This is a genomic window from Streptomyces finlayi, from assembly GCF_014216315.1.
GTDB lineage: Bacteria > Actinomycetota > Actinomycetes > Streptomycetales > Streptomycetaceae > Streptomyces > Streptomyces finlayi_A.
In genome coordinates, this window is the sequence record NZ_CP045702.1 from 1,772,859 (window position 1) to 1,785,741 (window position 12,883).

The 12,883-nt window shown below is 69.0% G+C and carries 12 protein-coding genes; 7 read left to right on the forward strand and 5 right to left on the reverse strand.

The window, feature by feature from the left end; all coding sequences use genetic code 11:
- Positions 1 to 224 precede the first annotated feature (224 nt).
- Entirely contained in the window at positions 225 to 1,163 is a 939-nt protein-coding gene (miaA, locus tag F0344_RS08040; RefSeq protein WP_185298126.1) for a tRNA (adenosine(37)-N6)-dimethylallyltransferase MiaA, read from the reverse strand.
- 272 nt (positions 1,164 to 1,435) lie between these two features.
- Here miaA and F0344_RS08045 point away from each other — a divergent pair, with 272 nt between their 5' ends.
- Positions 1,436 to 1,675, forward strand: a complete 240-nt coding sequence (locus F0344_RS08045) for an antitoxin (RefSeq protein WP_185298127.1) — start codon at positions 1,436 to 1,438, stop codon at positions 1,673 to 1,675.
- A gap of 80 nt (positions 1,676 to 1,755) precedes the next feature.
- Here F0344_RS08045 and F0344_RS08050 read toward each other — a convergent pair whose 3' ends face one another.
- Positions 1,756 to 2,475, reverse strand: a complete 720-nt coding sequence (locus F0344_RS08050) for a class III extradiol dioxygenase subunit B-like domain-containing protein (protein WP_185298128.1) — start codon at positions 2,473 to 2,475, stop codon at positions 1,756 to 1,758.
- Between the two features lie 90 nt (positions 2,476 to 2,565).
- On the reverse strand, positions 2,566 to 4,086 hold the full coding sequence (gene miaB, locus F0344_RS08055) for a tRNA (N6-isopentenyl adenosine(37)-C2)-methylthiotransferase MiaB (RefSeq protein ID WP_185298129.1): 1,521 nt from the start codon (positions 4,084 to 4,086) through the stop codon (positions 2,566 to 2,568).
- A gap of 132 nt (positions 4,087 to 4,218) precedes the next feature.
- Between miaB and F0344_RS08060 the strand changes: the two genes are divergently transcribed.
- Positions 4,219 to 5,217: a TAXI family TRAP transporter solute-binding subunit gene (locus tag F0344_RS08060; protein ID WP_185298130.1), complete on the forward strand. Its 999-nt coding sequence runs from the start codon at positions 4,219 to 4,221 to the stop codon at positions 5,215 to 5,217.
- A gap of 52 nt (positions 5,218 to 5,269) precedes the next feature.
- Here the strand turns inward: F0344_RS08060 and F0344_RS08065 are convergent, their stop codons facing one another.
- Both F0344_RS08065 and F0344_RS08070 read right to left on the reverse strand, forming a co-directional pair.
- A complete protein-coding gene (locus tag F0344_RS08065; protein ID WP_185298131.1) occupies positions 5,270 to 6,664 on the reverse strand; it encodes a sensor histidine kinase in 1,395 nt (464 codons plus the stop codon).
- A gap of 15 nt (positions 6,665 to 6,679) precedes the next feature.
- Positions 6,680 to 7,372: a response regulator transcription factor gene (locus F0344_RS08070; RefSeq protein WP_185298132.1), complete on the reverse strand. Its 693-nt coding sequence runs from the start codon at positions 7,370 to 7,372 to the stop codon at positions 6,680 to 6,682.
- A 288-nt stretch (positions 7,373 to 7,660) separates the two neighbouring features.
- Between F0344_RS08070 and F0344_RS08075 the strand changes: the two genes are divergently transcribed.
- The 5 genes from F0344_RS08075 (at position 7,661) to F0344_RS08095 (ending at position 12,875) form a co-directional block, all read left to right on the forward strand.
- Entirely contained in the window at positions 7,661 to 8,446 is a 786-nt protein-coding gene (locus tag F0344_RS08075; RefSeq protein WP_185298133.1) for an amino acid ABC transporter ATP-binding protein, read from the forward strand.
- Positions 8,447 to 8,505: 59 nt separating this feature from the next.
- The gene (locus tag F0344_RS08080; protein ID WP_185298134.1) at positions 8,506 to 9,345 is read left to right on the forward strand and encodes a glutamate ABC transporter substrate-binding protein; all 840 of its coding nucleotides are present in this window, start codon (positions 8,506 to 8,508) and stop codon (positions 9,343 to 9,345) included.
- Between the two features lie 118 nt (positions 9,346 to 9,463).
- Positions 9,464 to 10,132 (forward strand): amino acid ABC transporter permease, encoded by a 669-nt coding sequence (locus tag F0344_RS08085; RefSeq protein WP_185298135.1) that lies wholly within the window; start codon positions 9,464 to 9,466, stop codon positions 10,130 to 10,132.
- A complete protein-coding gene (locus tag F0344_RS08090) occupies positions 10,129 to 11,043 on the forward strand; it encodes an amino acid ABC transporter permease (protein WP_185298136.1) in 915 nt (304 codons plus the stop codon). Before F0344_RS08085 ends, F0344_RS08090 begins: the two co-directional genes overlap by 4 nt.
- Before the next feature lie 173 nt (positions 11,044 to 11,216).
- A complete protein-coding gene (locus F0344_RS08095; protein ID WP_185298137.1) occupies positions 11,217 to 12,875 on the forward strand; it encodes an FAD-dependent monooxygenase in 1,659 nt (552 codons plus the stop codon).
- The last annotated feature ends 8 nt before the right edge of the window (positions 12,876 to 12,883 follow it).

Below are 12,883 nucleotides of genomic sequence, written 5' to 3' on the forward strand. Positions count from 1 at the left end.
CCCGTGCGGCAGCCACAACACGCTCCGGCACCGCGACCACAGCCAAGCCATGAAACTGACTACCCGTCAGCCAAGTCAGCAATGGGTCAGCATTAATACCCGAAAAGGCTGTCCCTGAGTGTCGAAGCCTGATGAAGCCTCGCAACCCAAAAAACCCACTCTGACCTGCTGCGATCCAGCTCAGAGGGTACTCCCTGCTACGCTAGCCAACGCTGGTCACGTGATCAGGCCGTAACCGCTCGTTCGATCAACGCCAGCGCCAGGTGCGGGAGTTCCGCGCGCCGATCGGCGGCACCACTCAGCCACCGGACGCGCGGGTCGCGGCGGAACCAGGAGTCCTGACGGCGTGCGAAGCGCTTGGTGGCACGCACGGTATCGGTGCGTGCCTCGTCCTCGGTGCACTCCCCCGCGAGTGCCGCGAGGACCTGCTGGTAGCCGAGCGCCCGGGAGGCGGTACGCCCCTCGCGCAGCCCCAGGGCCTCCAGTGCGCGCACCTCGTCCACGAGGCCGGCTTCCCACATCCGGTCGACCCGGACGGCGATCCGCTCGTCGAGCTCGGGGCGCTCCACGTCCACACCGATCTGCACGGCGTCGTAGACCGCCTCGTCACCGGGGAGGTTCGCGGTGAACGGCTTGCCGGTGATCTCGATGACTTCCAGGGCGCGCACGATACGGCGGCCGTTGCTCGGCAGGATGACGCGGGCGGCCTCCGGGTCCGCGGCGGCGAGACGGGTGTGCAGGGTTCCGGAGCCGTCCCGTTCGAGGTCCTGTTCCAGCCGCGCGCGCACCTCGGGGTCCGTACCGGGGAACTCCAGCGCGTCGATGGCGCCCTTCACATAGAGCCCGGAACCGCCCACCAGGACGGGGGTACGGCCTTCGGCCAGCAGCCGGTCGATCTCCTTGCGGGCCAGCCGCTGGTACTCGGCGACACTGGCCGCCTCGGTGACGTCCCAGATGTCGAGGAGGCGGTGCGGAACGTCACCGCGCTCGGGGAGCGTCAGTTTTGCCGTACCGATGTCCATCCCGAGGTAGAGCTGCATGGAGTCCGCGTTGACCACTTCGCCACCGAGCCGCTGGGCGAGAAACACTCCCAGATCGGACTTTCCGGCTGCGGTGGGGCCTACAACGGTGATGACGCGGGGGGTGGGAGCTGATCTTCTCACCGCTCCAGTCTCCCAAACACCGGACCCCTTCCCGAACGAGCCGGTTCCGCGGTGCCCCGCGCCGGGAGCGGCCGGTGATTCCCGGCGTCCTGCCCCGGGGCGCGGCCGGGGAATTCACGGAACGACCGCACAGGGGAGAGTAAAATATTGTACAAATATGTAGTACACGTATTGCCTCCACGCCACCTGAGCATCGGTACGTCGGTGAAACAGCGGATAATGAAGCTGCAGAGCACGTCCGAGCACAGTCCCCACTGCACGGAAGGTGACCCATGGGTTTCCTCGACAACCTCAAGGCCAAGCTCGCTCCGGCCAAGGACAAGGTAGGCGACCTCGCGCACCAGCACGGGGGCAAGATCGAGCAAGGCCTCGACAAGGCCGCGCGCACGGTCGATCAGAAGACCAAGGGCAAGTACAGCGACAAGATCGTGACCGGCACCCAGAAGGCCAAGGACGCCGTGGACCGGATGGGCCATAAGGACGGGGGCGGCACCAAGCCGCCCGCTGCCTGATCCCGACGGAGCCGAGCACGACGGTGGGGCCCGGAGCATGCGCTCCGGGCCCCACCGTCGTGCTCGGGCCGGTCAGCCCGTCACGACCAGGCGGCGACGGTGTAGCCGACGCCGTACGGGGCGTCCGCGTACAACAGCTGTCCCCCCAGGCCCGCGCCCTCCGCGGCCCCTGCGAGGACCTGCCAGGGCGCCCTGCCGGACGCCTTGAGCGCGTACGACAGCGAGGGGTCGAGCGCGCTCAGCGCGGGAAGGTCCGCGTCGCCCAGTGCGCGGGTGGCGGCCGAGTCGAAGTCCACGGCGCGCTCGTCCAGATAGCCGGGGGACTTCACCGTGCGGCAGGCGCTTCCGTCGCCCATCACCAGCAGGGCGACCCGGTCGGCCCTCGCCGCCAGCTCCTTTCCCGCGAGGGCGCAGCTGTCGACCGCGAGCCGCTCGCCCACGGCCAGACCCTCGACCGGGATGCCTGACCACCGCGCCCGGTCCAGCAGCCACGCTCCGACGGCCAGGGACGCGGGCAGTTCGCGCCCCGCCGGAGCGGTATCGCCGGACGGACCTCCGAGCCGCACGGAGAGGCCGACACCGAACCCTGCGAAGGAACCGGCCGCCCCGGCGGGGTACGGCCCTTCCCTGTCGGCTTCGGCGGGCCCGACGACGACCAGCAGATCGGGCCGGGCCGCGGCGAGGACGCCCAGGGCGTCCCGGCACGCGGTCCGCGCGTCGTCGAGTTCAAAGGCCGCTCCGGCGGCGACCTCAGGAACCAGGAGCGGCGGGCAGGGGCAGACGGCGGCAGCGACAAGCATGCCGGTCAGCGTACTGCGGAGGTCTCCGGGTGCCGTGAACTGCGCCCCGGTGGCCCGAAGCCGCTCCCGGCGCTCCGGAGAACTCCGTCGTCAGCCGATGCCGCAGCCGGGAGCGGAGACAGCCGGCAGTGGTTCGGGGGCGCCGATACCGGGCAGGCCAAGCATCACTCCGGCGGGCCTGGCCGCCCCGGCGGCGGTCCGCGCCTCCCAGGCATCCCCGGAACGCGTCCGGCGTACGCCGAGGGGGGCGCCCTCGGCCAGCAGGTGGTGCGGGGCCGCGTACGTGATGTCGACCGTCACCACGTCACCGGGGCGCACCGCCTGCGCGGGCCTGGTGAAGTGCACCAGACGGTTGTCCGGTGCGCGGCCGGAGAGACGGTCCGTGGAGCCGTCCTTGCGGCCCTCGCCCTCCGCCACCATGACTTCCAGGGTGCGGCCGACCTGCTTCTTGTTCTCCTCCCAGGAGATCTCCTCCTGGAGGGCCGACAGGCGCATGTACCGCTCCTGGACGACCTCCTTGGGAATCTGGCCCTCCATGTCGGCGGCGGGTGTCCCGGGGCGCTTGGAGTACTGGAAGGTGAAGGCGTTCGCGAAGCGTGCCTCCCGGACCGCGTGCATGGTCTGTTCGAAGTCCTCCTCGGTCTCACCCGGGAAGCCCACGATGATGTCGGTCGAGATGGCGGCGTCCGGCATCGCGGCACGCACCTTCTCGATGATCCCCAGGAAGCGCTCCTGACGGTACGAGCGTCGCATCGCCTTGAGGATGGTGTCCGAGCCCGACTGCATCGGCATGTGCAGCTGAGGCATCACGTTCGGGGTCTCCGCCATCGCGGCGATCACGTCGTCGGTGAAGTCACGCGGGTGCGGCGAGGTGAAGCGGACGCGCTCCAGGCCCTCGATGGCACCACAGGCACGCAGCAGCTTGGAGAACGCTTCCCGGTCGCCGATGTCGGAGCCGTACGCGTTCACGTTCTGTCCGAGCAGGGTCACCTCGGAGACGCCCTCGGACACGAGTGCCTCGATCTCGGCGAGGATGTCGCCGGTACGGCGGTCCTTCTCCTTGCCGCGCAGAGCCGGGACGATGCAGAAGGTGCACGTGTTGTTGCAGCCGACGGAGATCGACACCCATGCGGCGTAGGCGGACTCACGGCGGGTGGGGAGCGTGGAGGGGAAGGCTTCCAGGGACTCGGCGATCTCGATCTGCGCCTCCTCCTGGACGCGGGCGCGCTCCAGCAGCACCGGGAGCTTACCGATGTTGTGCGTACCGAAGACGACATCCACCCAGGGGGCCCGCTTGACGATGGTGTCGCGGTCCTTCTGCGCGAGACAGCCCCCGACCGCGATCTGCATCCCGGGGCGCTTGGTCTTCATCGGGGCGAGCCGGCCGAGGTTGCCGTAGAGCTTGTTGTCGGCGTTCTCCCGCACCGCGCAGGTGTTGAAGACGACGACATCGGCGTCACCGTCGGCGTCCGCGGGCGCACGGACGTATCCGGCGTCCTCCATGAGCCCCGACAGGCGTTCCGAGTCGTGGACGTTCATCTGGCACCCGTAAGTGCGTACCTCGTAGCTCTTCTTGACGTCCACTGCTTCGCTCCGGTTGCCGCTGCTCATGCGACAAGGGTAGGCGGTACCGGGAACGCCCCTCGCCGCCCGGCTCCCGGCGCGGGGTCCCGGGGCCGCTCCCGAAGCCGCCCCCGAAGCCAGGGCCTGGCCATTACGGGGAGTGGCTGGCAGGATCGCGCCATGCTCTCCGTACTGTCCCGGTTCGACCGCCGACGCACCCTTAAGGGCGGTGCGGCCGTGACGGTCGTCCTGGGCCTGCTCCTGTGGTGGGTGCTCCCCCTGGGTGAGTCCTCGCCCACGGGGACACTGACCTTCTCCACAGGGGTGCGCAACGGGGTCTACCAGCGCTATGGCGAGCGCCTCGAAGCGGCGCTCGCCAAGGACATGCCCGAGGTGTCCATCACGCTTCAGACCAGTGAGGGCTCCCAGCAGAACATCGAGCGGGTGGCGACGGGGAAGGCGGACTTCACCATCGCCACCGCCGACGCCGTCGCGAACTTCATGCAGAACGGCAGACCAGGAGCTCAGCGCCTGCGCGCCTGCGCCCGGCTGTACGACGACTACATACAGCTGGTCGTCCCCCGCGACTCGGACGTGCAGACGGTCGCCGACCTGAAGGGGAAACGAGTGGGTGTGGGGCAGCCCGGATCAGGGGTGCGGCTCGTCGCGGACCGGCTGATGAGCGCCGCCGACCTCGATCCGGCCAAGAGCATCACTCCGGTGCCGGTCGGCATCGACACCATGCCGGCCCGCCTGGCGAACGGCACGCTCGACGCCTTCTTCTGGTCCGGCGGCCTGCCGACGAACGCCGTGCAGGAACTGTCGGAGCGCCTGCCCATCCGGCTGGTGCCGCTGGAGGACCCGCTGATCGCCCGGCTCCAGGCCGTCGGCGGTTCGACCCGGTACTACCGCTCGGCCGTGATGCCGGCCGACGCCTACCTCAACGCCCAGCAGGGGCAGGCCGTGCCGACGGTCGCGGTCGCCAATCTGCTGGTCACCACGGACCGTACGGACCCCGCGATGACCGAGGCGTTCACCCGGACCGTGATCGACAGCCGCGACCGCATCGGACGTGAGGTGCACTCGGCGCAGGTCGTGGATCTGCGGACGGCCATCTACACCGATCCGCTGCCGCTGCACGAAGGCGCCGGGCGCTACTACCGGTCGGTCAAGCCGTAGGCGGTCGGACCGCAGCTCGGCAAAGCCGTGGAAGTGCTGCCCGCTGCACCGCTCAGGCGTCGGGAGCGTGGCGCGGCACGGTCACCGTCACCCGCAGACCGTGGGGCTCGTTCCCGGCGTACGCGATCGAGCCGCGGCCCGCGGTGAGCAGCGCGCGCGAGATCGACAGCCCGAGCCCGGACCCCTTGACGTTCTGATGCCGGTTGCTGCGCCAGAAGCGGTCACCGATGCGCTCCAGCTCCTGTCCGGTCAGCCCCGGCCCCCGGTCCGCGACCCGCACGGTGACGTTCTCGCCGGTGGACGCGACGGTGACGCGTACCTCCTCGCCGGACGGCGTGAACTTGAGGGCGTTGTCCACCACGGCGTCGAGCGCGCTGGAGAGCGCGATCGGGTCCGCCCAGCCGGTGGCGGCCGACAGCCCGTCCTGCAACAGTCGCACCCCCTTCTCGTCGGCCAGCGGACGCCATGAGGCGACACGCTCGGCCGTGAGGGCGCCGATGTCCGTGAGCCGGAGGTCGGCTGCGGCGTGCTCGGCGAGCGCGAGGCCGAGCAGGTCGTCGAGGACCTGGGCGAGGCGCTTGCCCTCCGTACGCACCGCGGCGATCTCCTCGTTCCCCTCGGGAAGTTCGAGGGCGAGAAGCTCGATGCGCAGCAGCAGGGCGGCCAGCGGGTTGCGCAGCTGGTGGGAGGCGTCGGCGACGAAGGCGCGCTGCTGCTCCAGAACGTCTTCGACGTTGTCTGCCATCTCGTTGAACGAACGGGCCAGGCGGCGGAGTTCCGGAGGTCCGCCGGACGCGGCGACCCGGGACCTCATCCGGCCGCTGGCGATGTCGTGCGTGGCGGCGTCCAGGATGCGCACGGGCAGCAGCACCCAGCCGGTGAGCCGGAACGCGGCACCGACCGCGACGAGCAGGGCCAGGGCCTCACCGAGGCCGATGAGCAGCCACCCCCGCAAGGTCCTGGACCGCATCTCGCCGGTGGGCGAGTCGATGACCACGACGGCGACGACGTCGCCGTCCCGTACGACGGGCGAGGCCACGACGACCCGGCCGGTCTGCCAGGGCCAGACCTGGCCCTGATCGTGGGAGCGTCGCCCCAGGAGAGCCTCCCGGAACGCCTCCCGGCCCTCGCCCTCGGTCGGCACCATCCAGGAGGCCGGGGCCTTCGCCAGGGACTGGTCGTCGCGGTAGAAGACGCCGGCCCTGATCCCGTACACCGAGTCGTAGGCGTCGAGTTCGGCCTGGAGGATGCGCTGCCGTTCCTCGTTGCCCGGGAGCGACACGCTGACGAACTGGGCGAGCGCTCCGAAGCGCGCCGTGTCGTCGATCCGGTCCACCACGAGGCGCTGCTGCTCGGCGGCGGCCACCCGGCCCGCGAGCGGGACGCCCAGGGCGAGCAGCACGGCCGCCATGAGGATGATGAGCAGGGGGAGCAGACGGGTGTGCACGGGGTGCGTACGCCCTTACACGGACGGCGAGACGAGCCGGTAACCGACGCCTCGCACGGTTTCGATCAGCGCGGGCAGCCTCAGTTTGGAGCGCAGCGACGCCACATGCACCTCAAGTGTGCGGCCCGTCCCCTCCCAGCTCGTGCGCCACACCTCGCTGATGATCTGCTCGCGCCGGAAGACCACGCCGGGCCGCTGGGCCAGCAGCGCCAGGAGATCGAACTCCTTGCGGGTGAGCTGGACCTCTTCGCCGTCGACGCTGACCCTCCGGGTGGGCAGCTCGATCCGGACAGGGCCCAGGCGCAGACCGTCGGCCGGCGTGGAAGCGGGCTCGTCACCGGCCGTCTTGCGCCGCGCGACGGCGTGGATGCGTGCGAGCAGTTCGCCGGTGTCGTACGGCTTGACGACGTAGTCGTCCGCCCCCAGGTTGAGCCCGTGGATCCGCGACCGGACGTCGGCACGCGCGGTCACCATGATCACCGGGATCGCGGACCGCTTGCGGATCTTGCCGCACACCTCGTAACCGTCCTGGTCGGGCAGGCCGAGATCCAGCAGCACGACGCCGAAGGGTTCCTTGTCCGCGGGCAGCAGGGCCCGCAGGGCCTCTTCGCCGTTGCGGGCGTGCACGACCTGGAAACCGTGCCGGGCGAGCACGGCCGACAGTGCCGCCGCGACATGGTCGTCGTCCTCGACGAGCAGCAGTCTCATCGGCCCTCCTTCCGGTGCCCGGCATTCCGGGACGGCTTGCGCGGCTGTTCGTGATGCCTACCAGGGCATCCACTCCGATGAGCGGTACGTCAGTCAAGACCTTGCCGGTCACAGCAGGGTTTCCGTTACCCACCCGGTACGCCCCAGCAGCGTCGAGGACGTCCTGTTCACGCGGTGTGTCCGGTTGCAGCCGGATCGTTATGCTCAATTTCCGCTCAGATGTAATGACGTTGGTCGCACTGCGTCACTAGTGTCCTTGCCAACCGAGGAGGACGGAGCATTAAGCCGATGAGCGGAGTTTCAGTGACCAAGGCCGCCGAGGATGCCGCGCCGGCGGCGAACGACCTTGTCGTACTGAGCAACGTCAACAAGCACTTCGGCGCGCTGCATGTGCTCCAGGACATCGACCTGACCATCGCCCGTGGCGAGGTCGTGGTCGTCATCGGGCCTTCGGGGTCCGGAAAGTCCACGCTGTGCCGCACCATCAACCGCTTGGAGACGATCGACTCGGGCGCGATATCGATCGACGGCAAGCCGCTTCCGCAGGAGGGCAAGGAACTGGCCCGCCTGCGCGCCGACGTGGGCATGGTCTTCCAGTCGTTCAATCTCTTCGCGCACAAGACGGTGCTCGAGAACGTGATGCTGGGCCAGCTCAAGGTCCGCAAGATGGACAAGCAGGCCGCCACGACGAAGGCCCGCTCGCTACTGGACCGGGTGGGCGTCGGCTCGCAGGCGGACAAGTACCCGTCCCAGCTCTCGGGCGGTCAGCAGCAACGCGTCGCCATCGCGAGGGCCTTGGCGATGGACCCGAAGGTCATGCTCTTCGACGAGCCCACGTCGGCGCTCGACCCCGAGATGATCAACGAGGTGCTGGAGGTCATGCAGCAGCTCGCCCGGGACGGCATGACCATGGTCGTCGTCACCCACGAGATGGGCTTCGCGCGGTCGGCCGCCAATCGCGTCGTCTTCATGGCGGACGGAAAGATCGTCGAAGAGGCAGCGCCCGACCAGTTCTTCAGCAACCCGCGCAGTGACCGGGCCAAGGATTTCCTGTCGAAGATCCTTCACCACTGAGTCCCGGATCAGCTGACCACTCACCTCGCGCACATCGCGTCAACCTAGGGAATTCCACCATGCAGCTTCGTAAGGTCACCGCCGCCTCGGCCGCCGTGCTCGCGCTCGCCCTCACCGCCACCGCCTGCGGTTCCGAGGACAAGGACAGCAAGTCGGGCTCCGGCGGCGAGAAGATCACCATCGGCATCAAGATCGACCAGCCGGGTCTCGGCCTGAAGACGCCCGACGGCACGTTCGTCGGCTTCGACGTCGATGTCGCGACGTACGTCGCCAAGGAGCTCGGCTACGACGCGAAGAACATCAACTTCGTCGAGACGAAGAGCGCGGACCGCGAGACCGCCATCGAGCGCGGCGACGTGAAGTTCATCGCCGCGACGTACTCCATCAACGACGAGCGTCTGCAGAAGGTCGACTTCGCGGGACCGTACCTCCTGGCGCACCAGGACGTACTCATCCGGGCCGACGACGACTCCATCAAGGCGCCCGAGGACCTCAACTCCAAGAAGCTCTGCTCCGTGACCGGTTCGACCTCCGCGAAGAACGTCAAGGAGAAGCTGGCCCCCAAGGCTCAGCTGCAGAACTACGGCGGTTACTCCGAGTGCCTCACCGGCCTGGAGAACGAGGCCATCGACGCGCTGACCACGGATGACTCCATCCTCGCCGGATACGCGGCGCAGGAGGCCCACAAGGGCAAGTTCAAGCTGGCCGGCTTCAAGATGACCAACGAGAACTACGGCATCGGCCTGAAGAAGGGCGACGCCGACCTCAAGAAGAAGATCGACGCCGCGCTGACCAAGATGGTCTCCGACGGTGCGTGGGACAAGGCGGTCACTGACAACTTCGGCCCGGCCAACTACAAGAACGAGCCCGCGCCGAAGATCGGCAACGTCGTCAAGTAGGGCTCCCGTCACCGGGCGGTCCGAAGCCGGGCTGAGCGGTCCGAAGCCGGGCCGATGAGGTGCGCCGCCGTACAGGCGGCGCACCGAGCCCTCCCCACACCTGGAAGCACGGGAGATCGTGTTCGACTTTCTTGAAGGTTACGACCTACTGGGGGCCTTCTGGGTGACGGTGAAACTCACCGTCTACTCCGCCCTCGGTTCCCTCATATGGGGAACGTTGCTGGCCGGTATGCGGGTCGGCCCGGTCCCCCTGATGCGCGGGTTCGGTACCGCCTATGTGAACATTGTCCGCAACATCCCCTTGACCGTCATCATCGTCTTCGCATCGCTGGGTCTCTTCCAGACCTTGCAGGTCACCCTCGGTGGCGGCGACAACTTCGAGGTCATCAACTTCCGGCTCGCGGTCCTCGCGCTCGCTCTCTACACGGCCGCCTTCGTCTGCGAGGCGTTGCGCTCGGGCATCAACACGGTGCCGGCGGGCCAGGCCGAAGCGGCACGCGCGCTCGGGCTGAGCTTCACCCAGGTCCTGCGGCTGATCATCCTCCCGCAGGCATTCCGCTCGGTCGTGAACCCGCTGGCCAACGTGCTGATCGCGCTGACCAAGAACACCACCGTCGCTGCGGCGATCGGTGTGGTCGAAGCGGCGTACCTGATGAAGGACATGATCGAAGCAGAGGCTCAACTGATTCTGATCTCGGCCATCTTCGCCTTCGGATTCATCTGCCTCACCCTCCCGACCGGGCTCCTCCTCGGCTGGCTGAGCAAGAAGGTGGCGGTGAAGCGATGACGACGTCCGTCCTCTTCGACGCACAGGGTCCCCGTGCCAAGCGGCGCAATGTCCTGTACACGGTCATCTTCCTGGCGGCTCTCGCGGCCGTGCTCTGGTGGGTCTACACCGCACTCGACGAGAAGCACCAGCTCGACTGGGTCAAGTGGGAGCCGTTCTTCACGAGCTCCCAGCCCTGGGAGACCTACCTCTGGCCCGGGCTCCAGAACACACTCAAGGCCGCGTTCTTCGCCCTGCTGATCGCACTGCCGCTCGGGGCACTGTTCGGTATCGGACGGCTCTCCGAACACCGGTCGGTACGGACGCCGTCCGGCATCGTCGTGGAGTTCTTCCGCGCCATCCCCGTGCTGATCCTGATGATCACGGCGAACGCCGCGTACTCGGAGTTCACCGACATCGCCAGCGACGTGCGTCCGCTGTACGCCGTCGTCACCGGGCTGGTGCTGTACAACGCCTCCGTCCTCGCCGAGATCGTGCGGGCCGGGATCCTGTCCCTGCCGCAGGGGCAGACCGACGCCGCGAAGGCGATCGGTATGCGCAAGGGCCAGACCATGCGGTACGTGCTGCTGCCGCAGTCGGTCACCGCCATGCTGCCCGCGATCGTCAGCCAGATCGTGGTCATCGTGAAGGACACCGCTCTCGGCGGTGCGGTCCTCACCTTCCCGGAGCTGCTCGCGTCGGTCCGTCCGATGAGCGCGAACTACGGTGCGAACACCATCGCGTGCTTCACCGTCATCGCGTTGATCTTCATCGCGGTGAACTTCGCGCTGACCTCCTTCGCGAGCTGGCTCGAGAAGCGCCTGCGGCGCGCCAAGAAGAGCACGGGCACGGTGGTCGGTGCCGGCCCCGATGGCGGCCTCAAGACCATCGGGACACCGCCCCTCGTGATCGAGGACGGACACGGGTCCTGACGGCTCGTCGATAATCCGACCGCGGGGAGCACGGGTACGTCTGCCGTGCTCCCCGCCACGGGTCTCTGTCACTTGACGCAAGCACCGGCAGTAGGTTGCATACGTTCTGTGATCGCGCCCCGAGCCTCCGTCCCCGTTTCTCCTACGACCGTACGGGCCGGAGGGTGTGCGCCGTGGACCCGGTGATCGTCGTCGGTGCCGGGCCCGTCGGTCTGGTGCTGTCGCTCGCCCTCGCCGCACAGGGCGTCCCCTCCGTCGTCCTCGACGAAGGCCCCGGGAAGGACGAGCAGCGGTCCGCACGCACCGTCGTCCTGCGCGAGGACACCGCCGCTCTGGTGGAGCGGCTCGGCTGTGCGACCCTGCGCGACGAGGGCCTCCGGTGGTCCGGATGGCGTTCGATGCGGCGCAAGCAGCTGGTACGCGAGCTGCCGCTCGGCGAGGTGCCGGATACCGGCCCGCTGCTTGCCCCCGTCCATCTGCCGCAGCACGCGCTGACCCGCGGGCTTCGTGCCGCGGTGGCCGCGCAGAGCCTGGTGCGGATGGCACCGCTGAGCCGCATCGACACCCTTGAACAGGACCCGTCCGGCGTCACCGTGCACACGAGGGGGCCAGATTCCACCTGGTGGCGGGGGAGTTATCTGGTCGGCTGCGACGGCGCCCGGTCCACCGTACGCAAGCTTCTGGACATCAGGTTTCCCGGCCGCACGGCGGTGGAACGTCACGCCGTCGCCGCGCTGCGAACCGAACTGCCGTGGCCGGGCGAAGCCGTACTGCACCGGGCAGCGCCGTGGCGCACCGCCGGCCCCGAGGTGACCGCCCGGCCCCTGCCCGACGGCGTCTGGCGGCTGGACTGGCTGCTTCCGCCACGCGGTGAGCTGGTCACTCCGGACGCGCTCATCATCCGGGTCAGGGACACACTGGCGGGCTGGTGCGGAGAGACTCCGGCGTACGAACTGCTGGACACGGGGGTGTACACGCTGCACCACCGGCTGGCCAGGCGCTGGCGGTCGGAGCGGGCGTTCCTGGCCGGTGACGCCGCCCATCTCCTGGGGGCACTCGGCACGCAGGGCCTGGACGAAGGTGTGCGGGACGCCGAGAACCTGGCCTGGAAGCTGGCGCAGAGCTGGCACCACGGTGCCTCCGAGCTGCTGCTCGACAGTTATCAGGCGGAGCGCAGGGCCGCCGTCGCCGCACGACTGCGTGCCGCCGACCAGTCACTGCCGATACTGCGCGGGGGCGGCGGACTGCGAACCCTCGTACCGGGCAGCGCACGTGGTCACGACACGTTGCTCACCGATGGCCATCTGGGGTGCGGACCGCTGGGTGCACCCCCTTCGTACACGCATTCGCCCCTTGCGCCTCCGCGCACCGAGGCGCACGCCCCGGTGGGTACGCCCCCCGGTGCGCCGGTCGTCGATGTACGGGTGACCGCGCCCGACGGTACGAGCGTCCGCCTGCGCGAGCGGCTGGGGCGGGGACATCTGCTGGTCGTCCTGGTCGCTCCGGGCACCGGAGTGTGGGACCGGAGGCACTGGCTCACCGCGGGCGTCATGCCGCGGCTCATCGACGCCGTCGCCGCGCTGCCGGTGAAGGGTGAGCTTCTGGTGGCGGAGAACTACCCCGGTGCGTCGGCGCACACCGTACTGCTGGTCCGCCCCGACGGACACCTCGTGGCGGCCTTCGGAGGAGTCCTTCCGGCGGAGCTCTTCGCTGCGGCCGACGCGGCTCGCGGAGGCGGCATCGAAACGGCCGACGGCGGTGGTACGGGTGCGGCGCGGGACGAAGCGCGGCACCGGTCTCCGCGCTCGGAGCGTGCCGCGCACGTCAATTGACTGAGCCA